The organism is Cellulomonas sp. SLBN-39 (genome assembly GCF_006715865.1).
Lineage (GTDB): Bacteria > Actinomycetota > Actinomycetes > Actinomycetales > Cellulomonadaceae > Cellulomonas.
The window spans coordinates 3,692,126-3,718,466 of record NZ_VFOA01000001.1; the positions used below are offsets into that span (position 1 = coordinate 3,692,126).

The following is a 26,341-nucleotide window of genomic DNA, read 5'->3' on the forward strand; positions in this document are numbered from 1 at the left end:
GTGGGCCCGTGAGCACCCCCGGCACCCCCCGACGGCCCGGCCCGCTCGCCCCCGGCGCGGGGGCCGCCGCGGCCGCGGGCGTGGCCGCCGGTGCCGTGACCACCGGCACCGGCGCCCTCGTCGCCCTGGTCACCGGGGCCTCGACCGACCCGCTCGTCGCGGTGGGCGCCGCGTTCGTCGACGCCACTCCCCCGTGGCTCAAGGACTGGGCGGTCGCCACGTTCGGCACCGCCGACAAGGCCGTGCTCACGGCCGGGTCGGTGCTGGTGCTCGCGCTGCTCGCGGCGCTCGCCGGGGTGCTGGCGTGGTGGCGGTGGCCCGCCGGCGCCGTCCTCGTGGTCGTGCTCGGCGCCGTCGCCGGGCTCGCCGCGGTGGGCCGGCCCGACGCGGGCGTGCTCGCCGCGCTGCCGAGCGTGGCCGGGGCCCTGGCCGGGCTGCTGGTGCTGCGCGCGCTGCTGGCCCGTCTGCCGTCCACCGACGACGCCGGCGGGACGGGCAGCGCGGGCGGGACCGACGGCGCCACCGCCCCGGACGGCGTGCCGCCGCGTGCCGGCGCGTCGCGCCGCGGGTTCCTGCAGGCCACGGCGCTGGCTGCGGGCGGCGGCGTCCTCGCGGTCGCGCTGGGACGCGTCGGCAGCACCCTCGTCCGCGGCACGGCGGCGCTGCGCGAGGCGGTCCGGCTGCCCGCGCCCGCACGGACCGCTCCCCCGCTCGGCGACGTCGACCTCGCGGTCCCCGGCGCGGAGCCCTGGGCCACGCCCGTCACGGACTTCTACCGCATCGACACCGCCCTCGTCGTGCCCCGCGTCGACCCCGCGACGTGGACGCTGCGCGTGCACGGCCTCGTCGAGGAGGAGGTCGTGCTGACCTGGGACGAGCTGCTCGGGTCCGACCTCGTCGAGGCGTGGGTCACGCTCGCGTGCGTGTCCAACCCCGTCGGCGGCGACCTCGTGGGCAACCAGCGCTGGCTCGGCCTGCCGGTCCGCGAGGTGCTCGCCCGGGCCCGCCCCACGGGCGACGCGGACATGGTGCTGTCCCGGTCCGTCGACGGGTTCACCGCGTCCACGCCGCTGGAGGTGCTCACCGACGACCGCGACGCCCTGCTGGCCGTCGCGATGGACGGGCAGCCGCTGCCCGCCGAGCACGGGTTCCCCGTGCGGATGGTCGTGCCCGGGCTCTACGGGTACGTGTCCGCGACCAAGTGGGTCACCGAGCTGGAGGTCACGCGCTTCGACGCGGTGGAGGCGTACTGGACGCAGCGGGGCTGGTCGGCGCGCGGACCGGTGAAGACCCAGTCGCGCATCGACGTGCCGCGCGCCCTCGCCGAGGTCCCTGCCGGCGACGTGGTCGTCGCCGGCACGGCCTGGGCCCAGCACCGCGGCGTGACCGGTGTGCAGGTGCGCGTCGACGACGGGCCGTGGGTCGACGCCGAGCTGGCCGCGGACGGCGGCGTCGACACGTGGCGGCAGTGGCGCCTGGTCTGGGCTGCCGAGCCGGGCGAGCACACGCTGCGCGTGCGGGCCCTGGACCCGGACGGCCCGCAGACGGGTGTGCCCGCCGAGGTCGTGCCCGACGGTGCCACCGGGTACCACGCGGTGGACGTCACCGTCGTGTGACGCGGGGCCGTCAGTACACGTCACGGGCGTAGCGCTGGTCGGCGGACATCGCCTTGACGTACGCCGCCGCGTCGTCCGCGCTCATCGCCCCGTGCACCTGCACGACCTCGCGCAGCGCCGCGTCCACGTCGACCGCCATGCGGGTCGCGTCGCCGCACACGTACAGGTGCGCGCCGCGCTCCAGCCACGCCCACAGGGCCGGGCCGTGCTCGCGCATGCGGTCCTGCACGTACACCTTGGCCCGCTGGTCGCGCGAGAACGCCGTGTCCAGGCGGGTGAGCAGCCCGTCCGCGTGCCACGCCGCGAGCTCGTCCCGGTACCAGTGGTCGGTGGCGGCGTGCTGCTCGCCGAACAGCAGCCAGTTGTCGCCGGTGTGCCCGCGGGCGCGGCGCTCGGCGAGGAACCCGAGGAACGGCGCCACGCCGGTGCCGGGCCCGACCATGACGACCGGCGCCGACGGGTCCTGCGGCGGGCGGAAGTGCGCGTTCGGCTGCACGTGCACCGCGACCTGCGCGTCGGGCGCGCTGTCCGCGAGGAACGCCGAGCACACGCCCGTCCGGTCCGCGCCCGACGGGCTGGTCCACCGCACCACCGACACCGTCAGGTGCACGCGGTGCGGGTCCACGAGCGGGCTCGACGAGATCGAGTACTGGCGCGGCTGGAGGCGGCGCAGCACGTCCACCCACTCCTGCGCCGACGCCCGCGCGCCGACCTCGGCGACCACGTCGACGGCCTGCCGGCCCCACAGCCAGCGGGCGAGGTCGTTGCGGTTGTCCGGGCGCAGCAGGCGGCGCAGGTCGCCGTGGTCGGCGCGCTCGGCGACGAACCGCAGCAGGTCGGTCGTGGGCCGCGCGGCCTCGAGGTCGGTGCGCAGGGCCGCGGCCAGCGTCCGCTCCCCCAGGCCGTCGACGACGACCGGCGTGCCGCCGTCGAGCCCGGTGGCGTCCAACCACGCGGCCACCAGCGCGTCGGCGTTGACCGGTCGCACCGCGAGCGCGTCGCCGGCCGCGTACGTCACGGGCAGCGCGCTCGCGGAGGTGTCGAGGACGAGCTCGCGGACCTCCTTGGCCGAGCCCGGGCCGCCGAGCCGGCGGTTGCCGACGAGGACGGCGGTGCCGGGGTGGGCCCGGGTCGCGTGCGTCGGCGCGGGACGGGGCGGCGCCTCGGCCCCGACGGGCTGCGTGCGCGCGGGCGCCACGGTCGGCGCGACGTCGGGTGCGAGCGCGGCGACCAGGCCGTCGAGCCAGCGCTCGACGGCGTCGTCGTCGCCGGGCTCGCGCTCGAGCCGCTCGACGAGGCGGTGCGCGCCGAGCTCGGCCAGGCGACCGTCGAGGCGCCGCCCGTGCCCGCAGAACCGGTCGTACGCGGGGTCGCCGAGCGCGAGGACGGCGTAGCGGGCACCCTCGAACGTCGGTGCCTGCGGGTCGGCCAGCAGCTCCCACAGCGCGGTGCCGTTGTCGGGCGCGTCGCCGTCGCCGAACGTGCTGGTGACCAGGACGACGTCGGCGCGGCGCGGGAGCGCGTCGAGGGCGTCGTCCATGGCGACGACCTGGGGGGTGCGCCCCGTGGCCGCGAGCCGTGCGGCGACACGGCCGGCGACGTCCTCGGCCGTGCCGGTCTGGGAGGCCCACAGCACGACGAGCGCGCGCGTCGGTGCCGCGGCTGCCGGTGCGGCGTCAGGGCGTCGCGGGGCGCGCGAGAACATGCCCGCGAGGACGCCGTCGACCCACAGGGCCTGGTCGCCGGTCAGCGGTGCCGTCGCGGGCAGCACGGGGGTGCCGGGGGCGCCGCGGCCCAGGCCCGCGAGGAACCCGGCGAGGTAGCGGCGCTCCGCGTCGCCCAGGGGCGGGGCGGTGACCTGGTCGAGGCCGAGGGCCGCGCCCAGCGCGCGCATCGTCGCGGCACCCTCGGCCGAGGCGTCGTCCGCAGCCGCTCCGTCGACGACGGGCACGGCACCGTGGCGCCCGGCGGAGCCGGCGACGGGTCGCTCGGCGTCCGGGTCGACCGGCACGGGGGTGAGGGTCACGGCGCACGCCTTGAGCTCGGGCTGGAACGACAGCGGGTCGACGGCGTCGTTGGTCACCGCGTTGACCGACAGGTACTCCCCGAACAGGTCGTTCCAGTGGAACGGGGCGAAGCAGGTGCCCGGGAGCAGGCGGTCGGTGACGACGACGGGCAGGACCGCGCGCCCGCGCCGGGACGCGACCTCGACGCGGGCGCCGTCGACCAGCCCCAGGCGCCGGGCGTCGTCGGGGGCGACCTCGACGAACGGTCCGGGGTTGAGCCGGTTGAGGGCCGGCACGCGGCCCGTCTTGGTGAGGGTGTGCCACTGGTGCTGCACGCGGCCGGTGGTCAGCACGAACGGGTAGTCCTCGTCGGGCGCCTCGGCGGGCTCGACGTGCGGGCGGGGGTGGAAGACCGCGCGCCCGTCGGCCGTGGGGAACACGAGGCGGGGCCGGGTGCCGTCGGGGCGCACGTGCAGGGGCTGGTGCACGCCGTCGTTGAGGTAGCGCACGGGGTTGCGGGCGGGGGCGTCCTCGCCGGCGCAGGGCCACTGCACGGGGCCGCCGCGCAGCCGGGCGTGGCTGACGCCGCGCAGGTCGTACCCGGTGCCGGGGTTCGTGGTGCGGCGGACCTCCTCGAAGACCTCCTGCGCGCTGGTGTGCGCGAAGCCCTCGAAGCCCATGGCGGTGGCGACCTGGGCGACGAGCTGCCAGTCCGCGCGGGCCTGGCCCGGGGGGTCGAGCACCCGCCGCGCCAGGGTCATGGTGCGCTCGCTGGAGACCATGACGCCGTCGGCCTCGGACCACAGCGCGGCGGGCAGCACGACGTCGGCGTAGGCGTTGGTCTCGGTCTCGGCGAAGACGTCCTGGGTGATCACGAGCTCGGCCCGCTCGAGGCCCTCGATGACGGTCCGCCGGTTGCCGACCGACGCGACGGGGTTGGTGCAGATGATCCAGCAGGCCTTGATCTGCCCGTCGGCCATGCGCCGGAACATGTCGACGGTGCCGCGGCCGACGCCGTCGGGCCGCAGGGTGCCGGCGGGCAGCTGCCACAGGTCCTCGACGAAGGCGCGGTCCTGCGGGTCCAGGACGGTGCGCTGGCCGGGCAGGCCGGGGCCCATGTAGCCCATCTCGCGTCCGCCCATGGCGTTGGGCTGCCCGGTCAGGGAGAACGGGCCGCTGCCGCGCCGGCAGATCGAGCCCGTCGCGAGGTGCAGGTTGACCAGGGCGTTGGTGCTCCAGGTGCCGTGCGTGGACTGGTTCAGGCCCATCGTCCAGCACGACACCCAGCGCCCCGCGGCCCCGGCGATGAGGGCGGCGGCGGCCCGCAGGTCGTCGGCCCGCACGCCCGTGAGCGCCTCGACGACGTCGGGCGGGTAGTCCGCGACGAAGCCGGGCATCTGCTCCCAGCCCCGCGTGTGCTCGGCGACGAACTCCTCGTCGACGGCGCCGGCCTCGACGAGCAGGTGCAGCAGCCCGTTGAGCAGGGCCAGGTCCGACCCGGGCCGGACCTGGAGGAACAGGTCGGCCTTGTCGGCGGTCGCGGTGCGGCGCGGGTCGACGACGACGAGCTTCGCACCGGCCTTGACGCGGTCCAGCAGCCGCAGCCACAGGATCGGGTGGCAGTCGGCCATGTTCGCGCCGATGACGAGGAACACGTCGGCGTGGTCGAGGTCCTCGTAGGAGCCGGGCGGCCCGTCCGCGCCGAGCGAGAGCTTGTACCCGGTGCCGGCGCTGGCCATGCACAGGCGGGAGTTCGACTCGATCTGGTTGGTCCGCAGGTACCCCTTGGCGAGCTTGTTGGCCAGGTACTGGGCCTCGATGCTCATCTGCCCGGACACGTACAGCGCGACGGCGTCGGGGCCGTGCTCGTCGACGATCGCGCGCAGCCGGCGGGCGACGGTGGCGACCGCGTCGTCGACGGGCGTCGCGACGGGCTCGGCCCCGCGCTCAGGACGGACCAGAGCGGTGCTGAGCCGGCCGGAGGCGGTGATGACGTCGACGCTGGTCGCGCCCTTGGTGCACAGCCGGCCGGCGTTCGAGGGGTGGGAGCGGTCGCCGCTGGCCCGGCGCACCCGCGGACCCGCGTCGCCCGTCTCGACGTCGAGGACGATGCCGCACCCCACGCCGCAGTACGAGCACACGGTGGCGACCTGGGTCGTCCCCGTGCGCTCGTCCTGGGCGGCCGTGACGGCGCTCACTGTGCCTCCGTGGTCGGGTCGTGCCGCACGTGGGGTGCCGTGGTCACGCGGGCCACCGGGCTCAGATGACCGTCGTCCCGAAGGACGACCCGCGGCGGCCGTACACGGCCCACGTGGTGGTCGCCATGACCGCGTAGAGGGCCACGATCACCCAGAGCGCGGACTCGATGGTGCCGGTCGCGGTCGTGGAGACGGCGAACCCGCGCGGGATGAGGAAGCCGCCGACCGCGCCGACGGCACCGGCGATGCCGATGCACCCGGCCGCGGCCTTGGCGCGGCGCCCGCGGTCCGCGTCGTCGGTGGCACCGAACCGGAACACCGCGGGGATCATGCGGTAGACCGAGCCGTTGCCGGCGCCCGTCGCCATGAAGAGCACGAGGAACGAGCCGAAGAAGAGCCCGAACGCGCCGGACCGGAGCGCGAAGATCGCCGAGACCGTGCCGGCGGCCATGACCGCGAACGAGGCGACGGTGACGCGCGCACCGCCGAACCGGTCGGCCAGGGCGCCGCCGGCCGGTCGGGCGACGGACCCGACGAGGGCGCCGAGGAACGCGATCGACAGCGTGACCTCGGGGAACTGGTTCTTCAGCAGCGTCGGGAAGGCCCCGGAGAAGCCGATGAACGAGCCGAACGTGCCGATGTAGACGAACGAGATGATCCACGTGTGCCGTGCCCGTGCCGCGGCGCCGTAGGAGCGGGGGTCGGCCTTCGCGTTCGACAGGTTGTCCATGAACCGCCACGCGAGCACGGCGGCGACGAGGGCCAGCGGCACGAACATCAGCCCCGCGCGCTCGAGCTGCAGGCCGGCCCCCGCGACGATGACGAGCGGCACGGCGAGCTGCACGGCGGCGGTGCCGATGTTGCCGCCCGCGGCGTTCAGGCCCAGGGCCCGGCCCTTCTCCCGCTCGGGGTAGAAGAACGAGATGTTCGCCATCGACGACGCGAAGTTGCCGCCGCCGACGCCGGCGAGCGCCGCGATCGCGACCAGCACGCCGAACGACAGGTCGGGGCGCTGCACGGCCCAGGCCAGGGCACCGGCGGGCGCCAGCAGCAGCAGCGCGGAGATCACGGTCCAGTTGCGGCCGCCGAACACGGGCACCGCGAACGTGTAGGGGATGCGCAGCGTGGCGCCGACGAGGCTGGGCACGGCGATGAGCCAGAACATCTGGTCGGCGGTGAGGTCGAACCCGGCGGCGGGCAGTTGCGGCACGACGATGCTCCACAGCGCCCACACGGCGAACCCGAGGAACTCCGCGAAGATCGACATCACGAGGTTGCGCCGGGCGGTCGCACGGCCCGCGGACTCCCACTGCGCGGCGTTCTCCGGGTCCCACCCGTCGATCCACCGGCCGCGGCGGACGGTCAGCCCGTTCGTGGCGCTCGTGGTGTCTGTGGCGTTCGCGATGCTGGTGTCCGTGGTGGTGCTGGGGGGCGGTGCGTCTGCCGAGGTCGAGGTCGTCTGCGTCACGGGAGCCTCCGGGCGTCGTGCGTCCCGGGCGCGGTCGCGCACGGGTGGGGCGTCCGGCCGTGGGCCGTGGGCCCGGGCCTGCTGGGGCGTCGCCGCGTGGTGCCGGCGTGCCACCGACGCTAGGGAGCCCGTGTTTCGCCCGGTGACGACCGTGCGTAACCCCCCGCGAACGTTTCCCGCACACCCGCCGCGGACGCGCTGTGAGGTCCGCGGCGGGTGGGCGCCGCTCAGGGGTCGGTGACGAGGAACCGGCCCAGGGCCCCGCGCTCGGCGTCGCCCATGACGTGCGTGACGAACGGGTACGTGCCGGCCTCGGGGAACGTCAGCTCGACGAAGCCGCCCTCGGCCGCGCCCAGCGCGAGCACCTGCGCGCCGCCGGTGCCCGTGGACCCGCCGTCGCGCAGGGTCCAGTCGCCCTCGCGGTAGACCGTGTCGAACTGGGCGCCGACGACGTGGAACGACGAGGACCGGTTCGGCCCGGCGTCGAGCACCCAGACCCGGACCCGGTCGCCGGTGGACACCTCGACCGGGCGGTCGCGGTACTGGTTCGCGTACCCGTTGAACGCGACGAGCGTCGGCTCGCCCGACGCGAGCGCGGCCTCGTCCGCGAGGCCGCCCTGGGCGCCCAGGTACAGCTCGTGCTGGACCAGGACGAGCTCGTGGTCGACCGGCGGCAGGCCCGGCGGGTCGACGACCACGGCGCCGAGCATGCCGTTCGCGATGTGCAGGCTCATCGGCATGGTCGAGCAGTGGTACATCCAGATGCCGCTGCGGGTCGCCGTGAACGTGTACGTCAGGCGTTCGCCCGGGGCGATGGTGCGCATGACGTCGTCGGGGGCGAGGGCGCCGGCGTGGAGGTCGACCGAGTGACCGATCGTGCCGTCGTTGACGAGGGTGACGACGAACGTGTCGCCGACGCGCCCGTGCAGGACGGGTCCCGGTGCCGTGCCGCCGAACGTCCAGGCGGTGCGCGTGACCCCGGGGGCGACCTCCTGGACCGTCTCGGTGACGCGGAGCGTGACGCGGTGCGTGGTCGAGCCGTCCACCGGCGGCAGCGCCGGGTCGCGGGCGACGAACCCGGCACCGGGTGCGGCCATGAGGTCGAGCAGGTCGGCGGCGGGCACGCCGTCGCCGGTGCCGCCGTGCCCGTCGTGCCCGGCCTGCTCGTCGCGCCCGTCGTGCCCGGCCTGCTCCTCGTGCCCGTCGTGCCCGGCCTGCTCGTCGTCCTCGTCGTCGGCGGCCGCCGGTGCCGCGGGCGCGCCGACGGCGACGACGTCGAGGGTCATCCCCATGAGCTGGTGCCCGGCCACCGAGCACCAGCCGGCCAGGTCCGCGCCCACGACGCCGACGTCGACCGTGGCGACCTGCCCGGGGGCCAGCCGGCCGGAGGTGGCGCCGCTGTCGAGGACGAGGTCGTGCACGCCCGCGTCGACGTTCGTCACGCGCAGCACGAGGCGGTCGCCGGCGGGGACCTCGACGCGGTCGGGCACGAAGCGCATCTCGTGCGCCTCGACCTCGACCGTCGTGGTGCGCCCCGTCGCGGCCACGCCGGCGGCGTCCGCGGACCGCGCCGTGGCGGCCGTCACCTGCGTGAGACCCGCCGCGACGGGGTCCCCGGCCGCGGCCACGGCGACCGTGACGAGCAGCACGCCGGCGGCCAGGCTCGCGGCCCCGCGCCGCCGGGCCCGCTGCACGGCGCGGACGACCGGGCCCGGTGCGGCGCCGCGCGGGGGCGTCGGCGGCACGGCCGGGGCGGGGACGGCCCGGCGCGCCACGAGGACCGCGCGGACCACGAGGACGAGGAACCACCCGCCCGTGACCAGGGCGAGCACGGACGCGGCCACGCGCACGAGGCTGGGAGCGGGCAGCACGAAGACGGCGAGCGCACCGTTGAGCAGGACGACGCGGACGACGGCCGCACGGTCGAGCTCCGCCGCGACGGCCCGTGCGACGGCCGGCCCGCCGCCGAGGACCACGGGCAGCAGGTACGCCAGCGCACCGCCGAGCACCTGGGCGGCGAACCCGGCCACCGTGGCCGGGGCGAGCGCGGTCAGCCGCGGGACCAGGGCCTGCCAGGTGGGGCCGGACGCGACGACGACGCCGAGCGCGAGCACCGAGGCGCCCCACCAGACGACGGCCGCCCCGACGCTGCCCGCGGCGAAGGTCACCGGGGGCGCGGTGCGCGCCTGCCGCACGAGGACCCGCCCGACGAGCCCGACCCCGACGAGCACGACGCCGAGGCCGGCCCAGGTCACGGCCCGCACGCCGAGCGCCGGGCCGGCCGCGGCGACCAGCACGCCGACGACGAGGACCCGCAGGGACAGCACGGCGGTGCGCTCGGCGACGTCGTCGATGCGGGCGTGCAGGATCGTGGGCCACAGCACGACGAGCGTGCCGGCGACCGTGACACCCACCCAGCCGAGCAGCGTGAGCACCACGTGGGCGACGTACCACCGGGCGTACGCCTCGGGGCCCGGGCCGGCGGCAGCCATCGCGACGCCGCACGCGACGCCCGGCACGAGCAGCGCGCCCGCGGCGACGTAGGCGCGCACGAGGTGCCCGAACCGGGACGGCAGGGCACCGCGTCGCTGCCGGCGGATCCCGACGACCTGGGCCGCGGCGGCGGCGGCCACCGCGAGCGCACCCGCCACGAGCACGGCGGGCCGGCCGGTGAGGTGGCCGACGACGACCGCGAGCGCACCGGCGGTGTGCAGCGCGAGGCGCACGGCGAGCGCGCGGGGCGGCGCGGGGTGGCGCAGCAGCGTGTCGGCGAAGTGCTGGCTCCACACGAGGACGGCGGTGCTGACCGCGCCGAGCAGCGGCAGGTGCACGAGCAGCCAGCCCGGCTCGGGGAGCGCGCGGTGCACGAGGGTGGCGGCGGCCGCGGCGACGAGCCAGGCCAGGACGAGGGCGTTGGCGCGCAGGTGGCGCGAGGCCCGGTTCATCGCGGCCCGCCCGGGGTGAGGGCGACGGCGGTCGTGGCGGCGGCCGCTGGTGCCGCGGACGGTGCGCGGCCCGGTGTCCGGCCTGGCACGCGGCCCGGTGGCGGGGGGGCGGAGGGCCCGCGCAGGACGCTGCCGGCCGCGAGCACGACGAACGCGAGCACGGCGACGACGTTGCCGACGCCGCCGACCTGCACGACGACGTCGAGGCCCCGGGCGTCCCCCACCAGCACCCGCAGCGCGAGGGTCAGGTGCAGCAGCGCGAGGGGCACGTGCAGGACGGGCCGGTACGGCAGGGGGCGGCGCAGCACGGCGGGCAGGATCACCGGCGCGTGGGCCATGACCATGGACATCACGAACCCGAGGAAGACGGCGTGCAGGGTGGCGTCGTAGGCGGGGCCGGCCAGGACGGGCCCGGCCACCAGCCACAGCGCGCCGGCCACCGCGAGCCAGCCGTATCCGGTGAGCATGGCCAGGGCCATGAACCGCGGCAGCCCGGTGCCGCGGACGGTGCGCCGGGCCACGTCGTGCCGCACGAGCACGGCGACGAGCGCCAGCACGACCGCGCCCAGGGCGGTCCACCCGACGGTGGGCGCGGCGAGGGCGAGGGCGGCGGCGAGGGTCCAGCCGAGGCCGAGCGCCCAGACGGCGTCCTCGACGCGCTCCCCGGGGGCGGCGACGCGCAGCAGCTCGAGGCGCTCGCCGGCGACGGTGAGCACCAGGAACCCGGTGAGGCAGGGCACGAGGTGCGGCACGGCGGAGCCCGCGAGCCACAGCAGGGCGGCGGCGAGCCCGTGCACGGCACCGAGCGCCTGCACCGCGAGCGCGGCGGAGCCCTGGCGCCGCCAGACGACGCCGTAGACGGCGACGAGCCCGGCCGCACCCGCGACGAGGGCCCCCTGACCGACCGCGAGCGGGAGGGGCATGAGCAGCGCGAGTCCGCCGAGCCCGAGGAGCGCGGGCGCGGCGAGGGCCGTCCGGCGGCGCACGGCGACGGCACGCTCGAGCGCGACGAGGGTGCCGACGAAGCCGAGCACCATGAGCGGCCCGTGCACGTCGGCCCAGCGGTCGACCCGGACGGGTGCGGGCAGCCCGAGCAGCAGGAGGGCGGCGTCCAGCCCGGCGAGCAGCGCGAGCGCGGCGGGGGCGAGGAGCACGACGTGCCGCGGGACCCTGGTCCCAGTCTTTTCCACGGCACGACGGTATTTAATGACGGGGATGCCACGCGCGGGACCTGGGTCCCGGACGCACCACGGGAGGCTGCCTTGCCCGACGACCTCGGGCCCGACCGGGCCCTGCCCGACCGCGTCGTGCCCGGCCACGACGCGCCGGACGACCTCGACGCCGGGACGGTGGGCCCGGACCGCGTGCGTCGCACCCCTGCCGCCCGGGTGCTCGCCGCACCCAGCCGGGTGGAGCTGCTGCACGTCCTCCAGGACGAGGGGCCGAGCACGACCGCGGCGCTCGCGGCCCGCACCGGCCTGCACGAGAACACGGTGCGCGAGCACCTCCAGCGCCTCGTCGACGCGCGGTTCGTCGTCCGCGAGACCGAGCACCGCACGACCCGCGGCCGCCCCCGCAGCGTCTACCGCGCCACCACCCGCGACGACGTGCGCACCGACCCCGGTGCCGCGCGGCACCTGGCCGAGTCCGTGGCGCGCGCCCGGCTCACCAGCGTCCTGCTCGACGGCTACGGCACCGGCGTCGGCGACGTCGCGTCCGCGGCCCGGCGCGCGGGCCGGGCGATGGTCGACGACCTGCCCGAGCTGCCCGCGGGTGAGGCCGACCAGGTGCTCGCGCTCGAGGCGCACCTGGACCGGCTGGGCTTCGACCCCGTCCTCGACGCCGACCGCACCGCGTTCGACCTGTGGCGCTGCCCCTTCCTCGACCTGGCGCGCGCCCGGCCCGAGGTGGTGTGCAGCGTGCACCTCGGGCTCGCGCAGGGCGTCCTGGAGCAGGTCGGCGGTCCCGTCCGCGCCGACCGGCTCGTGCCGTTCGTCGGCCCCCGCCGCTGCACGCTCCACCTGTCCGGCGCGTCCCGCCGGCCCACCGCCCCGCACGCCGCCCGGCGCGCACCCACCGAGGGAGAGCCATGAACCAGCCCGTCGAGATCCTGCCCGCCGCCCCCGCCCCTGCCGGCCACACCTGCGGCTGCGGCGGCCACGACGAGGCCGACCCCGTCCTCGACGTCCGCACCATCCCGCACGCGATCCGGCACGCGACGGTCTTCGGCGCGTTCGACGCGATCGCCCCGGGCGGGTCGCTCGTGATCGTGGCGCCGCACGCGCCGCTGCCGCTGCTCGCCCAGCTCGCCGAGCGCGCGCCCGTCGACGTCGAGTACCTCACCGAGGGACCGGAGGCCTGGCACGTGCGCCTCACGCGCCGCACCGACGCCTGACCGCGACGGCCGGTCCCGACCCCGGGACCGGCCGTCGATTTTGCACGGTCGTCCGAGTCGCACCGCCTCGGGCGCCCCGGCACAGTGACGAGCAGGAGGCCGCCGGACGGCCGCGCACGACCACGAAGGAGTGTTCGATGACGAGCACCACCCTGGCCCCGGACCTGTCGAACTGGGACCCTGAGAACCCGCAGACGTGGGACAAGCGCCTGGCGTGGCGCACGCTGTGGGTCACCACGTACAACCTGACCCTCGCGTTCGCGGTCTGGTACCTGGTGAGCGCGATCGCCCCGCGGCTCACCGCCGTCGGCTTCGACCTGACCACCGCGCAGCTGTACTGGCTCGTGGCGCTGCCCGGGCTCGCGGGCGGCATCATGCGGCTGGTCTTCATGTTCCTGCCGCCCGTCGTCGGCACGAAGACGCTCGTCGGCGGCTCCGCCACGCTGCTGCTGCTGCCGATGGTCGGGTGGACGCTCGCCGTGCGGGACACCACGACGACGTACCCGGTGCTGCTGCTGCTCGCGCTGGCGTGCGGGATCGGCGGCGGGGCGTTCGCCGGGTTCATGCCGTCGACCAGCTACTTCTTCCCCCGGGCGATGTCGGGGACGGCCCTGGGCCTGCAGGCCGGCATCGGCAACTTCGGGGTCAGCCTCATCCAGTTCCTCGTGCCGTGGGTCGTGGGCTTCGGGCTGCTCGGCACCGCGGCGCTCACCCCGCAGCAGACCGTCGAGGGCGGCGACCTGTGGCTGCACAACGCGGGGCTGGTGCTCATCCCGTGGGTGGTGCTGGGCATCGTGCTGGCGGCGGTCCTGCTGCGCCGCGTGCCGGTCACCGCGAACCTGCGCCAGCAGCTCGACATCTTCCGCGAGCGCCACACCTGGTACATGACCGCGATCTACACGATGACGTTCGGGGCGTTCTCCGGGTTCGCCGCCCAGCTCGGGCTGCTCGTCAACCAGGTGTACGGCGGGTTCGCCGACGCGCCCGACCCGCTGCGGTACGCGTTCCTCGGCCCGCTCCTCGGCTCGATCACCCGGGCCGCCTGGGGTCCGCTGTGCGACCGGTTCGGCGGTGCGGTGTGGACGTTCGTCGCCGGGGTCGGCATGACCGTGTCGACCGTCGTCGCGGCGCTGTTCCTCACCCCGTCGGACGTCGGGGAGTTCACGTGGTTCCTCGTCGCGATGCTCGCGCTGTTCACGTTCGCGGGCATCGGCAACGCCGGCACCTTCAAGCAGATGCCCATGATCTTCCCGCGTCGCCAGGCCGGCGGCGTCATCGGGTTCACGTCCGCGATCGCCGCGTTCGGGCCCTTCCTGGTCGGCATGGCCCTGTCGGTGTGGACGCCCGTGGCGTTCTTCGTCGGCGCGGCCGCGTACTTCGCCGGCTGCACCGTCCTGGCCTGGGCCCAGTACGCCCGCCCCGGCGCCCCGCGCCCCAGCTGAGCCCGCACCCCGGCGCCCGGCCACCGACCGGGTCGTCCCGCACCCGCCCCACGGGAGGTCCGATGACCACCACCAGCCCCCGGCCCGGCACGTCCGACGCCGACGCCCTCGTCCGGCTGGGCTCGCGCCTGCGCCGCGGCGAGGTGTCCCCCGACCTGCGCAGCCTGTTCCTCGAGGGCGGGCGCGAGGGCGACGCGTTCTACCGCGACCGGTGGAGCCACGACAAGGTGGTGCGCTCCACCCACGGCGTCAACTGCACCGGCTCGTGCTCGTGGAAGGTGTACGTCAAGGACGGCATCATCACCTGGGAGACGCAGCAGACCGACTACCCGTCGGTCGGCCCCGACTCCCCGGAGTACGAGCCGCGGGGCTGCCCGCGCGGCGCGGCGTTCTCCTGGTACACGTACTCCCCCACCCGCATCCGCTACCCCTACGTGCGGGGCGCGCTGCTGCGCGCGTACCGCGAGGCGAAGGCCCGCACGGGCGACCCCGTCGAGGCGTGGAAGGCCGTCACCGCCGACCCCGACCCCGCGTACAAGCGCGCCCGCGGCAAGGGTGGCCTGGTGCGCGCGTCGTGGGACGAGGCCGCGGAGATCGTCGCGGCGGCGCACGTGCACACCATCGAGGAGTACGGACCAGACCGGGTCGCGGGGTTCTCGCCCATCCCGGCGATGTCGATGGTCTCCCACGGTGCGGGGGCGCGGTTCGTCTCCATGCTCGGCGGCACGATGCTGTCGTTCTACGACTGGTACGCCGACCTGCCCGTGGCCTCCCCGCAGGTGTTCGGCGACCAGACCGACGTCCCGGAGTCCGCCGACTGGTGGAACGCGGCGTACCTGGTCATGTGGGGCTCGAACGTGCCCGTGACCCGCACGCCGGACGCGCACTTCATGGCCGAGGCGCGGTACCGGGGTCAGAAGGTCGTCACGGTCAGCCCCGACTACGCCGACAACACCAAGTTCGCCGACGAGTGGCTCGCCCCGCACCCCGGCACGGACGGCGCGCTGGCCATGGCGATGGGGCACGTCGTGCTGCGCGAGTTCCTCGTCGAGCGGCGCACGCCCCGCTTCGTGGACTACCTGCGCCGCTTCACCGACGCCCCGCACCTGGTCCGGCTCGTGCCCCGCGGTGACGCGTACGTCCCCGACAAGTTCCTCACGGGCGACCGGCTGCCCGCGCCGTCGGCCGACCGCGACGCGGCCTTCCAGACCGTGGTCCTCGACGCGGACGGCACTCCCGTGGTCCCGCCCGGCACCCTGGGGCACCGGTTCGACCCGGCGAAGGCCGGCACGTGGAACCTGCTGCTCGGCGACGTCGAGCCGCAGCTGTCGGTCGCGGACCTCGGCGCGTGGGACGGCGAGGCCGTGGCGGTCGACCTGCCCCGCTTCGACGTGGCGCCCGACGCCGGGCACGAGCACGAGGGCGGCGCCGGCGTGGTGCGCCGCGGCGTGCCCGTGCACCGCGTCGGCGAGCACCTCGTCACCACGGTGTTCGACCTGCTCCTGGCCCAGTACGGGGTCGGGCGCGACGGCCTGCCGGGCACGTGGCCCACCGGGTACGACGACGCGTCGACCCCCGGGACGCCCGCGTGGCAGGAGGAGATCACCTCGGTGCCCGCGTCCACGGCGGCCCGGATCGGGCGCGAGTTCGCGCAGAACGCCGAGGACTCCGGCGGGCGGTCGATGATCCTCATGGGGGCCGGCACCAACCACTGGTTCCACTCCGACACGATCTACCGCACGTTCCTCGCGCTCGTGCACATGACGGGCTGCCAGGGCGTCAACGGCGGCGGCTGGGCGCACTACGTCGGGCAGGAGAAGTGCCGGCCCGTCACCGGGTGGGCGCAGTACGCGTTCGGCCTGGACTGGGCCCGGCCCCCGCGGCAGATGATCGGCACCGCGTTCTGGTACCTGGCCACCGACCAGTGGCGCTACGACGGCCTGCCCGCCGACGCGCTCGCCTCGCCCCTCGCCCGGGGCACCTTCGCCGACCGCACGACCGCCGACTGCCTCGTGGAGTCCGCGCAGCGCGGCTGGATGCCCTCGTACCCCACCTTCGACCGCAACCCCCTCGACCTGGCCGACGAGGCCGCCGCGGCAGGCGTCGAACCGGCCGCGCACGTCGTCGCCGAGCTCGAGGCGGGGCGGCTGGGCTGGGCGTGCCAGGACCCCGACGACCCCCGCAACTTCCCGCGCGTGCTCAACGTGTGGCGCGCCAACATCCTCGGGTCCTCGGGCAAGGGCAACGAGTACTTCCTGCGGCACCTGCTCGGCACCGACAGCGCGGTCCGCGCGACCGAGGCCGCACCCGACCGCCGGCCCCGCACCATGACGTGGCGGGACGAGGCCCCCCGGGGCAAGCTCGACCTGCTGGTCACCAGCGACTTCCGCATGACCTCGACGACCCTGTTCTCCGACGTGGTGCTGCCCGCGGCCACCTGGTACGAGAAGCACGACCTGTCGACGACGGACATGCACCCGTTCGTGCACTCGTTCAACCCGGCGATCGCCCCGCCGTGGCAGACCCGGACCGACTTCGACGTGTTCGCGACCCTCGCCCGCGAGGTCCAGCGCGTCGGCGGGCAGCGCCTGGGCGTGCGCCGCGACCTCGTCGCCGTCCCGCTCATGCACGACACCCCGGACGAGCTCGCGACCCCGCACGGCAGCGTCCCGGCGGCCGACCACCGGCCCGGGGTGACGATGCCCCGCCTCGTCGTCGTCGAGCGCGACTACACGAGCATCGGCGACCGGTGGGCCGCGCTCGGGCCGCTGACCGCGAGCGCCGGCATGGTCACCAAGGGCGTCGCGTTCTCCCCCGACCAGGAGGTCACGGCCCTGGCCCGGACCAACGGCACCGTGGCCGCGGGCCCGGCGGCGGGACGCCCCCGGCTGGACGAGGCCCGGCAGGTGTGCGAGACGATCCTCGCGCTGTCGGGCACGACGAACGGCCGCCTCGCCGTGCAGGGGTTCGAGCACGTGGAGGCCCGCACGGGCACGTCGCTGGCGGAGCTGGCGCGCGACCACGAGGGCGAGCGGATCCGGTTCGCGGACGTGCAGGCCCGGCCGGTGGCGGTGATCACGTCGCCGGAGTGGTCGGGGTCCGAGCACGGGGGCCGGCGGTACTCGGCGTTCACGATCAACGTCGAGCACCACAAGCCGTGGCACACCCTGACCGGCCGCCAGCACTTCTACCTCGACCACGACTGGATGACCGAGCTGGGCGAGGCGCTGCCGGTGTACCGGCCCCCGCTGGACCTGCACCGGCTGTTCGGCGACGCCCGGCCGGGGTCGACCGACCCGACGGGCGCCCCGGGGTCGCAGGGCCACGCGGAGGTCGCGGTGCGGTACCTGACGCCGCACTCGAAGTGGTCGATCCACTCCGAGTACCAGGACAACCTGTTCATGCTGTCGCTGTCGCGCGGCGGCCCGACGATCTGGATGTCCCCGCAGGACGCCGGGCGGATCGCGGTGCGCGACAACGACTGGGTCGAGGCGTACAACCGCAACGGCGTCGTCGTGGCCCGGGCGATCGTCTCGCACCGCATGCCCGCCGGGACCGTGTACATGTACCACGCCAAGGACCGGACGGTGGACGTGCCGCGGTCGGAGACGTCGGGGCTGCGCGGCGGCATCCACAACTCCCTGACGCGGGTGCTGCTCAAGCCCAGCCACCTCGTCGGCGGGTACGCCCAGCTGTCCTTCGCGTTCAACTACCTCGGGCCGACGGGCAACCAGCGCGACGAGGTCACCACGATCCGCCGCCGCTCGCAGGACGTGGAGTACTGATGGCGGGCGCACCGAGCACGACGACCGGACGACGAGCCGCACGACCGACCGCTGGGGGTGCCCGATGAGGGTCATGGCGCAGATGGCGATGGTGATGAACCTCGACAAGTGCATCGGGTGCCACACGTGCTCGGTGACCTGCAAGCAGGCGTGGACGAACCGCACGGGCGTGGAGTACGTGTGGTTCAACAACGTCGAGACCCGGCCCGGCGTGGGGTACCCGCGCACCTACCAGGACCAGGACCGGTGGCTGGGCGGGTGGGAGCGCACACGGCGCGGTCGGCTGCGCCTGCGGGCCGGGGGGCGCCTGCGCAAGCTCACGCACATCTTCTCCAACCCGACGCTGCCGAGCATCGACGACTACTACGAGCCGTGGACGTACGACTACGACGTGCTGCTGTCCTCGCCGCAGGGCGAGCACACGCCGGTCGCGCGCCCGAAGTCGCTGATCACCGGCGAGGACATGCAGATCCGGTGGTCGGCCAACTGGGACGACAACCTCGGCGGCTCGGGCGAGACGATGGCCGACGACCCCGTGCTGGCGACGATGAGCACGCAGGTCAAGGCCGAGCTCGAGCAGGCGTTCATGTTCTACCTGCCGCGCATCTGCGAGCACTGCCTCAACCCGTCGTGCGTGGCGTCGTGCCCCTCGGGGGCGATGTACAAGCGCGTCGAGGACGGCATCGTCCTCGTCGACCAGGACCGCTGCCGCGGCTGGCGCATGTGCGTGACGGGCTGCCCGTACAAGAAGGTCTACTTCAACCACAAGACCGGCAAGGCCGAGAAGTGCACGCTGTGCTACCCGCGCCTGGAGGTCGGCCTGCCGACGGTCTGCTCCGAGACGTGCGTGGGGCGGCTGCGCTACCTCGGCCTCGTCCTGTACGACGAGGAGCGGGTGCTGGCGGCCGCGTCGGTCGAGGACCCGACCGACCTGCTCGACGCGCAGCGGTCGGTGCTGCTGGACCCCCACGACCCGGAGGTCGTCGCGGCGGCACGCGCCGCCGGCATCCCCGACGACTGGGTCGAGGCCGCCCAGCGCTCGCCGGTGTGGCGCCTGATCAGCGAGCTCGAGGTCGCGCTCCCCCTGCACCCGGAGTACCGCACCATGCCGATGGTCTGGTACATCCCGCCGCTGTCGCCGGTCGTGGACGTCGTGCAGGGCACGGGCGCCGACGCGGAGGACGCCCCGACGCTGTTCGCGGCGATCGACCGCCTGCGCATCCCCGTGGAGTACCTCGCGGGCCTGTTCACCGCGGGCGACGTCCGGCCCGTGCAGGACGTCCTGCAACGGCTGGCGGCGATGCGTGCGCACATGCGCAACGTCAACCTCGGCACCGAGCAGGACCCGCGGATCGCCGCGTCCGTCGGCATGACCGGCGAGGAGATCGAGGCGATGTACCGCCTGCTGGCGATCGCGAAGTACGAGGACCGGTACGTCATCCCCAGCGCGCACGCGGAGGTCGCGCGCGACCTGGAGGAGATCGCGTCGGGCTGCTCGCTCGACGGCGACGGCGGGCCCGGCATGGGGGGCGCCGGACCGTTCGGCTCCTCGAGCGGGCGCCCCGTGCGGGCGACCGTCGAGACGTTCCACGCGCTCGCGGACCGGCAGCGGGCCGACCGCCCGGCCGGCGGGGCGCCCGGGCGGGTCAACCTGCTCAACTGGGACGGCAACGGCACGGCGCCCGGGGTGTTCCCGCCCGCGCCGGGCGAACCGGGCTACGGCGAGGGCCCGGAGGTCGGGCGGTGAGCCGCCGGGCCCCCGCGCTGCCGTTCCTCGACCCGGTGCCCGTGGACGCGGAGCAGCGGGCGACGACGCACATGGCCGCCGCCCTGCTGCTCGCCTACCCCGACGAGGGGCACGCGGACGTGCTGGCCGGCGTGCGCGACGCCCTGCCGACCCTGCCGGCGGCGGTCCGCGACGCGCTGGACCGTCACGTCGGCACCGTCGACGGGTGGGACCTGGCGCAGCGGCAGACCCACTACGTCGAGACGTTCGACCTGCGCCGGCGCTGCGCCCTGCACCTGTCGTACTACTCCGCGGGCGACACCCGCCGGCGCGGCATGGCGCTGGTGACGTTCGTCGAGGCGTTCCGTGCCTGCGGGTGGCAGCCGCCCGACGACGAGCTGCCCGACCACCTGCCCGCCGTGCTCGAGCTGTCCGCGCGCGACCGCGGCGAGGTCCCCGCGCTGCTGCTCGGCGCGCACCGGGAGGGCGTGGAGGTGCTGCGCTCGGCGCTGCACGCCCTGACCAGCCCGTACGCGCACGTCCTGGACGCGGTGTGCCGCACGCTGCCGCCCGTGGACGCCCGCGCGGCGGCCCGGTTCGCCGACCTCGTCGCCGCCGGCCCGCCGCAGGAGACCGTCGGGCTCGCGTCCCCCCTGCTCCCCTTCCCGACCGTGCGACCCTCGGAGGTGCCGGCATGACCAGCACGGACGTCCTGCTGTGGGTCGCGGTCCCCTACGTCGCCGCCGCCGTGTTCGTCGTCGGGCACCTGTGGAGGTACCGCTACGACCAGTTCGGGTGGACGACCCGCTCGTCGCAGGTCTACGAGAACCGGCTGCTGCGCTGGGGGTCGCCGATGTTCCACGTCGGTGTCCTCATGGTCGCCGGCGGGCACGTCGTGGGCCTGCTCGTGCCGCGCACGTGGCTGGAGGCCGTCGGCGTCACCGAGCACGCCTACCACCTGGGGGCGACCTGGCTGGGCACGGTCGCCGCGGTGCTGACCCTCGCGGGCCTGGCGATCCTCGTGTACCGGCGCCGCACGGTGGGGCCGGTGTTCCTCGCGACGACGCGCAGCGACAAGCTCATGTACGTCGTGCTGGGCGCGACCCTGGCGCTCGGCACGGCCGCGACGGTGATGTTCCAGGTGCTCGGGGACGCGTACGACTACCGGGGGTCGATCGCGCCGTGGGTGCGCGGCCTGCTCACGTTCCGCCCCGACGCCGGCCTCATGGCCGACGTGCCGCTGATGTTCCAGCTGCACGTGCTCAGCGCCCAGGTGCTCGTCGCGATCTGGCCGTTCACGCGGCTCGTGCACGTGTTCTCCGCGCCCGTGGGCTACCTGGTGCGGCCGTACGTGGTGTACCGCTCGCGCGACGACCGGCGCACCGGCTCACGGGCCGTGCGCCCTGGCTGGGAGCGTGTCGAACGGCCCGGGGCCGCCCGCCGCCGCTGACCGGCCGTCCACGCCGCCCCGCCTGAGAGGATCGACCCATGCCCGACCTGGAGGCCCTGTCCGCCACGCACCTCGAGCTCGCCCGGCACGACCCGCACGGGCGCAGCGCACGGCTGGTCGTGCACGACGGCGAGCTGCGGCAGACCGTGCTGGCCCTCGTCGCCGGTGCACGGCTCGGGGAGCACGCGTCGCCGCCGGCGGCGAGCCTGCAGGCGCTGCGGGGGCGGGTGCGCGTCGAGGCCGCGGGCGCGCTGCAGCAGGAGGTCGCGGCCGGCGAGCTCGCGCTGCTCACGCACGAGCGGCACGCCGTGGTCGCGCTGGAGGACAGCGTGCTGCTGCTGACCACCGTCACCGGCGTCGCGGGCGGGTCGCACGGATGAGCACCCGGCCCCCGGCCCGGCCCGGCCCTCTCGTCGCCCCCGGCCCGGCGCTGACCGCCGCGCAGGTCGAGCGGTACGCCCGGCACCTCGCGCTCGACGAGGTCGGCGAGACGGGGCAGCGGCGGCTCCTGGCCGCCCGCGTGCTGGTCGTGGGGGCCGGCGGGCTCGGCTCCCCCGTGCTGCTGTACCTCGCCGCCGCGGGCGTGGGCACCCTGGGCGTGGTCGACGACGACGTGGTCGACGTGTCGAACCTCCAGCGGCAGGTGCTGCACGGCACCGCCGACGTGGGCCGGCGCAAGGTCGACTCCGCCGCCGACGCCGTCCGCGCCCTGGACCCCGCCCTCGACGTGCGCGTCCACCCCGTGCGGCTGGACGCCTCGACGGCGCGCGACGTGCTGGCCGGGTACGACCTGGTGGTCGACGGCTCGGACAACTTCGCCACCCGCTACCTGCTGAACGACGTCTGCGCCGAGCTCGGTCTGCCGTGGGTGTGGGGGTCGCTGCAGCGCGGGCACGCGCAGGTGGCGACGTTCTGGACGCGGCCGCCGGTGGGCGAGGGCGTGGACCTGCGGGACGTGTTCGGCCAGGCGCCGCCCGACGGCGCCGTGCCGTCGTGCGCGCAGGACGGCGTGCTGGGCGTCGTGTGCGCCGCGGCGGGTGCCGCGATGGCGATGGAGGTCGTCCGCCTCGTGTGCGGCACGGGCCGGTCCCTGCTCGGCCGGGTCGCGGTCCACGACGCGTTCGACGGCACGTGGCGGGACGTGCCCGTGCGCCGCGACCCGGCGCGCGAGGTGCCCGCCCGCCCGCCCGTGACCGGCCCGGTCGCCGCGTCGACGCGCCCCGCCCGCGCGATCGGGGCCGACGAGCTGGCCGCCATGCTCGCCGCCCGCGACGCCGGCACCCTGGCCCTCGACGTGGTCGACGTGCGGGACCGCACGGAGTTCGTGCACGGCTCCGTGCCCGGTGCGCGGCACGTCCCGCTGGAGGCGTTCGTGGACGGCTCCGCGCTGCTGGACGTGCCCGACGACCGGACCCTCGTCGTGGTCTGCCGGCTCGGCTCCCGGTCCGCCCACGCCGCGGCCCTGGCGCGCGCCGCCGGCGTGCGCGACGTGCACCACCTGCGCGGCGGGCTGGCCGCGTGGCGGGCCGGGCGCACGGTCCGCGCGTGACCGCGCCGCGGGCCGCCCCCGTGCCACCGGCCCACCGCGCGTCGCCGGCTCAGCCCGGGTGGTCGCCGCCGCCCAGCTGGCCCAGCGCGTGGGGCAGCACCCGGGTGAGCACGCGCAGCGCGTCCCGGCACGCACCGGGCGACCCCGCGACGTTCACCAGCAGCGTCCGCCCCGCCACGCCCGCGACGCCGCGCGAGAGCATCCCCGCGGCCACGCCCCGGGCCACGGCGTCCGCCCGCAGCGCCTCCGCGACGCCCGGCACCGACCGCTCGACGACCCGGGCCGTCACCTCGGGCGTCAGGTCCCGCGGGCCCAGACCGGTACCACCCGTCGTCAGCACCAGCGCGACCCCCGCGGCCACGGCCGCCCGCAGCACCTCCTCGACGGGCGCGCCGTCCGGGACGACCACGGGGTCGTCGACCCCCAGGCCGAGCGCCCGCAGGCCCTCGACCAGGACCGGCCCCGAGCGGTCCTCGTACACCCCGGCGGAGGCACGGTCCGAGACCGTCACGACGAGGGCCCGCAGACCTGCACCGTCCGGCCCCACGGGCGCGGCGCCCGGCAGGGCGTCAGGCACGGCGCCACTCGCCGGAGCGGCCGCCGTCCTTGTGCTCCACCCGCAGGTCGGTCAGGTGCGCGCCCCGGTCGACGGCCTTGACCATGTCGACCAGCGTCAGCCCGGCCGCGGCGACGCACGTGAGGGCCTCCATCTCGACGCCGGTGCGGTCGGCGGTGCGCACGTGCGCGTCGATGTGCACGCCGTCGTCGACCACCTCGAGCTCGACCCGCACGCCGTGGATCGCCACGGGGTGGCACAGCGGCACCAGGTCGGGCGTGCGCTTGGCGGCCTGGATGCCCGCGATCCGCGCGACCGCGAGCGCGTCGCCCTTGGGCACGCCCTCGCCGCGCAGGAGCGCCACGACCTGCGGCGTCGTCACCAGCCGGCCGGTGGCGCGGGCCGTGCGGACCGTGACCTCCTTGTCGGCCACGTCGACCATGTGCGCGGCACCGCGCGCGTCGACGTGCGTGAGGCGGGCGTCGGGGTCGGTCATGCGTCGTGCTCCCTCAGGTCGATCACGGTCACGGTCTGCCCGGGCGTCACGTGCGTCACGGGCTCGGGCAGGTCGATCAGCGCGTCGGCGGTGGCCAGCGCGCCCAGCAGGTGCGAGCCGGGCCCGCCGACGGCGGCGACGCGGGGCTCGGGGCCGGACAGGTCGAGCGCCCCGCGCAGCAGCTGGCGGCGCCCCTGCGGGGAGCGCACCTCCCCCACGAGCCGGGCGCGCAGCGTGCGCCGCCGGGTCCGCGACGCGCCGAGCATGTGCCGGACCAGCGGGCGCACGAAGACCTCGAACGAGACGAACGCGCTGACGGGGTTGCCGGGCAGCGCCACGACGGGCGTCCCGTCGGCGAGCCGCCCGGTGGCCTGCGGCCTGCCGGGCTGGACCCGCACGTGCACGAGCTCGGCGGCGCCGACGGCCGTCAGGGCGTCCCGCACCACGTCGTACGCGCCGACGGACACCCCGCCGGTCGTCACGACGAGGTCGGCCCGGGCCGCGAGCGCGGCGAGCGCGTCCTGGACGGCCCGCACGTCGTCGGGCACGACCACGACGTCGACGACCTCGGCGCCCGCGGCGCGTGCGGCGGCCGCGAGCTGGACGCCGTTGGACTCGTGGATCTGCCCGTGCGCGAGCGGCTGCCCGGCGGCGACGAGCTCGGAGCCGGTCGACAGGACCGCGACGCGGGGGCGGCGGTGGACGTCGACGCGCCCGTGCCCGGTGGCGGCGAGCAGGCCGAGCGCCCCGGCGCCCAGCACATCCCCCGCGTGCAGCAGCACCTGGCCGGCGCGCACGTCCTCCCCGCGCCGGCGCACGTGCGCCCCGGCGGCCACGACGTCGTCGACGCGGACCCTCCCGGTCCCGCCGTCGGTGCGCTCGACGGGCAGCACCGTGTCGGCGCCGGCGGGCAGGGGGGCGCCCGTCATGATCCGCACGGCCGCGCCGGCGGGCACGTGCACGGACCGGGTGTCCCCGGCCGGGACGTCGTCGGCGACGTCGAGCACGGCGCCCGCGACGAGGTCGGTGGCCCGCAGCGCGTACCCGTCCATGGCCGAGTTGTCCCACGGCGGCAGGTCCACGGTGCTCGCGACGTCCGTGGCGAGCGCGAGGCCGAGTGCGTCGGCCAGCGGGACCGCCTGCACGGGCGTCGGCCCGGCCAGCGCGAGCACGGCGGCGGCGTGCTCGTCGAGCGTGCGGACCGGGCGCGGCGGCACGGCGGCGTGCGGGGCGGCGTCGGGCATGGGCCCAACCTACTGCCGGGCCGGGGCCCGCCCCGCGGACGTCCGGACGCCGCCGCACGGGGCCGTCCGTATCATCGCCGGATGCCACCCGTGAGCGCCGCCGGACCGAGCGCCGCCGGCGCCCCGCAGGCGACCGCGGGCACCGACGGGACGGCCGGCGTGCCGGGCGACGGCGGCCTCCACGACCGGTGGGGGCGCGTGGCGACGGACCTGCGGGTCTCGCTGACGGACCGCTGCAACCTGCGCTGCACGTACTGCATGCCGGCCGAGGGCCTGCCGTGGGCGCCGGACGAGACGGTGCTGACCGACGCCGAGGTGGTCCGGCTGGTGCGCGTCGCCGTCGAGCGCCTCGGCGTGCGGGAGGTCCGCTTCACCGGCGGCGAGCCGCTGCTGCGCCGCGGGCTGGAGGGCATCGTCGCGGCGACCTCCGCGCTGCGCACCCCGGACGGTGCGCCCGTCGGCACGGCCCTGACCACCAACGGCCTGGGCCTGGACAAGCGGGCCGCTGCCCTGGCCGCGGCGGGCCTGGACCGCGTCAACGTGTCGCTGGACTCCCTCGACGCCGCCCGGTTCGCCGCCATCACCCGCCGCGACCGCCTGCCCGACGTCCTCGCAGGGCTGCGCGCGGCCGAGGCGGCCGGGCTCGGCCCGGTGAAGGTCAACGCCGTGCTGGTCCGCGGCGTCAACGAGGACGAGGCCGTCCCGCTGCTGACGTGGGCGCTCGAGCACGGCTACCACCTGCGGTTCATCGAGCAGATGCCGCTGGGCCCGCACGGCTCGTGGAGCCGCGAGGATCTCGTCTCGGCGCGCGAGATCCTCGACGCGCTCACCGCGACGTTCGACCTCGTCGACGCGCCTGCGGGCGAGCGCGGCGCCGCCCCGGCGGAGACGTGGACGGTGCGCGGTCACCCGGGGGCGACGGTCGGGGTCATCGGGTCGGTGACCCGGCCGTTCTGCGGCGCGTGCGACCGCACCCGGCTGACCGCCGACGGGCAGGTCCGCAGCTGCCTGTTCGCCCGCGAGGAGCACGACCTGCGCGCCCTGCTGCGCGGCGGCGCCGACGACGAGGCGCTCGCGCAGGCCTGGCGCGCGGCGATGCTGGGCAAGAAGCCCGGGCACGGCATCGACGACGTCGGCTTCCTGCAGCCGGCCCGGACCATGAGCGCGATCGGAGGATGACGTGACGACGACGACGGCACCGGTGACGGTGCGGTACTTCGCGGCGGCCCACGAGGCCGCGGGCGTCGCCGAGGAGGTCGTCCCGCTCGCCGGCGGCGCGACGGTCGGCGACCTGCTCGACACGCTGGCGCACCGGCACGGGCCCGGCCTGCGCGACGTGCTGGCCCTGTGCGCCGTCCTCGTCGACGGGACGCTGCACCGCGACCGCGACCGCCCGCTCGGCACCCCGACGACCGTCGACGTCCTGCCGCCCTTCGCCGGCGGCTGAGCCCGCGGCGACCACGGT

19 protein-coding genes are annotated in these 26,341 nt (G+C 76.3%); 12 read left to right on the forward strand and 7 right to left on the reverse strand.

What is annotated here, in order from left to right:
- The first annotated feature begins 8 nt into the window (after positions 1 to 8).
- A complete protein-coding gene (locus FBY24_RS16830) occupies positions 9 to 1,616 on the forward strand; it encodes a molybdopterin-dependent oxidoreductase (protein WP_142162334.1) in 1,608 nt (535 codons plus the stop codon).
- 10 nt (positions 1,617 to 1,626) lie between these two features.
- On the opposite strand, the gene FBY24_RS16835 is transcribed toward FBY24_RS16830, so the two are convergent.
- From FBY24_RS16835 to FBY24_RS16850, 4 genes are all read right to left on the reverse strand, one after another.
- Positions 1,627 to 5,820: a bifunctional nitrate reductase/sulfite reductase flavoprotein subunit alpha gene (locus tag FBY24_RS16835; RefSeq protein WP_142162336.1), complete on the reverse strand. Its 4,194-nt coding sequence runs from the start codon at positions 5,818 to 5,820 to the stop codon at positions 1,627 to 1,629.
- Between the two features lie 61 nt (positions 5,821 to 5,881).
- Positions 5,882 to 7,288 (reverse strand): MFS transporter, encoded by a 1,407-nt coding sequence (locus FBY24_RS16840; protein WP_142162338.1) that lies wholly within the window; start codon positions 7,286 to 7,288, stop codon positions 5,882 to 5,884.
- Positions 7,289 to 7,515: 227 nt separating this feature from the next.
- Complete coding sequence (locus FBY24_RS16845) at positions 7,516 to 10,233, reverse strand: multicopper oxidase domain-containing protein (protein WP_142162340.1); 2,718 nt, start codon at positions 10,231 to 10,233, stop codon at positions 7,516 to 7,518.
- Positions 10,230 to 11,423, reverse strand: a complete 1,194-nt coding sequence (locus tag FBY24_RS16850; protein ID WP_255432457.1) for a hypothetical protein — start codon at positions 11,421 to 11,423, stop codon at positions 10,230 to 10,232. Before FBY24_RS16850 ends, FBY24_RS16845 begins: the two co-directional genes overlap by 4 nt.
- 72 nt (positions 11,424 to 11,495) lie before the next feature.
- On the opposite strand from FBY24_RS16850, the gene FBY24_RS16855 reads away from it, so the two are divergent.
- The 9 genes from FBY24_RS16855 (at position 11,496) to FBY24_RS16895 (ending at position 22,580) form a co-directional block, all read left to right on the forward strand.
- Positions 11,496 to 12,326 carry a metalloregulator ArsR/SmtB family transcription factor gene (locus FBY24_RS16855; protein ID WP_255432458.1) on the forward strand — a complete coding sequence of 277 codons (831 nt, stop codon included), beginning with the start codon at positions 11,496 to 11,498 and terminating at the stop codon, positions 12,324 to 12,326.
- Complete coding sequence (locus tag FBY24_RS16860; protein ID WP_142162342.1) at positions 12,323 to 12,628, forward strand: DUF2249 domain-containing protein; 306 nt, start codon at positions 12,323 to 12,325, stop codon at positions 12,626 to 12,628. Before FBY24_RS16855 ends, FBY24_RS16860 begins: the two co-directional genes overlap by 4 nt.
- A 137-nt stretch (positions 12,629 to 12,765) precedes the next feature.
- Positions 12,766 to 14,070 (forward strand): MFS transporter, encoded by a 1,305-nt coding sequence (locus FBY24_RS16865; protein WP_142162344.1) that lies wholly within the window; start codon positions 12,766 to 12,768, stop codon positions 14,068 to 14,070.
- 62 nt (positions 14,071 to 14,132) lie between these two features.
- Complete coding sequence (locus FBY24_RS16870) at positions 14,133 to 17,855, forward strand: nitrate reductase subunit alpha (RefSeq protein WP_142162346.1); 3,723 nt, start codon at positions 14,133 to 14,135, stop codon at positions 17,853 to 17,855.
- Between the two features lie 64 nt (positions 17,856 to 17,919).
- Positions 17,920 to 19,602 carry a nitrate reductase subunit beta gene (narH, locus tag FBY24_RS16875; protein ID WP_142162348.1) on the forward strand — a complete coding sequence of 561 codons (1,683 nt, stop codon included), beginning with the start codon at positions 17,920 to 17,922 and terminating at the stop codon, positions 19,600 to 19,602.
- Entirely contained in the window at positions 19,599 to 20,279 is a 681-nt protein-coding gene (narJ, locus tag FBY24_RS16880; RefSeq protein ID WP_142162350.1) for a nitrate reductase molybdenum cofactor assembly chaperone, read from the forward strand. The genes narH and narJ overlap by 4 nt, the downstream gene beginning before the upstream one ends.
- Entirely contained in the window at positions 20,276 to 21,031 is a 756-nt protein-coding gene (gene narI, locus FBY24_RS16885) for a respiratory nitrate reductase subunit gamma (RefSeq protein ID WP_142162352.1), read from the forward strand. Before narJ ends, narI begins: the two co-directional genes overlap by 4 nt.
- A gap of 38 nt (positions 21,032 to 21,069) precedes the next feature.
- Complete coding sequence (locus FBY24_RS16890; RefSeq protein WP_142162354.1) at positions 21,070 to 21,411, forward strand: cupin; 342 nt, start codon at positions 21,070 to 21,072, stop codon at positions 21,409 to 21,411.
- Complete coding sequence (locus FBY24_RS16895) at positions 21,408 to 22,580, forward strand: ThiF family adenylyltransferase (protein WP_142162355.1); 1,173 nt, start codon at positions 21,408 to 21,410, stop codon at positions 22,578 to 22,580. Before FBY24_RS16890 ends, FBY24_RS16895 begins: the two co-directional genes overlap by 4 nt.
- 49 nt (positions 22,581 to 22,629) lie before the next feature.
- Here the strand turns inward: FBY24_RS16895 and FBY24_RS16900 are convergent, their stop codons facing one another.
- From FBY24_RS16900 to glp, 3 genes are read right to left on the reverse strand one after another with little or no spacing between them, the layout of a single operon-like run.
- A complete protein-coding gene (locus tag FBY24_RS16900; protein WP_255432459.1) occupies positions 22,630 to 23,157 on the reverse strand; it encodes a molybdenum cofactor biosynthesis protein B in 528 nt (175 codons plus the stop codon).
- Positions 23,150 to 23,632, reverse strand: coding sequence for a cyclic pyranopterin monophosphate synthase MoaC (gene moaC, locus FBY24_RS16905; RefSeq protein ID WP_140459056.1), 483 nt, complete (start codon positions 23,630 to 23,632; stop codon positions 23,150 to 23,152). Before moaC ends, FBY24_RS16900 begins: the two co-directional genes overlap by 8 nt.
- Positions 23,629 to 24,876 (reverse strand): gephyrin-like molybdotransferase Glp, encoded by a 1,248-nt coding sequence (gene glp, locus FBY24_RS16910; protein ID WP_142162357.1) that lies wholly within the window; start codon positions 24,874 to 24,876, stop codon positions 23,629 to 23,631. Before glp ends, moaC begins: the two co-directional genes overlap by 4 nt.
- An 81-nt stretch (positions 24,877 to 24,957) precedes the next feature.
- On the opposite strand from glp, the gene moaA reads away from it, so the two are divergent.
- Together moaA and FBY24_RS16920 are read left to right on the forward strand one after the other, a co-directional pair.
- Positions 24,958 to 26,055: a GTP 3',8-cyclase MoaA gene (moaA, locus tag FBY24_RS16915; protein WP_142162359.1), complete on the forward strand. Its 1,098-nt coding sequence runs from the start codon at positions 24,958 to 24,960 to the stop codon at positions 26,053 to 26,055.
- Position 26,056: 1 nt separating this feature from the next.
- Positions 26,057 to 26,323 (forward strand): MoaD/ThiS family protein, encoded by a 267-nt coding sequence (locus FBY24_RS16920; RefSeq protein WP_142162361.1) that lies wholly within the window; start codon positions 26,057 to 26,059, stop codon positions 26,321 to 26,323.
- Positions 26,324 to 26,341: the final 18 nt, after the last annotated feature.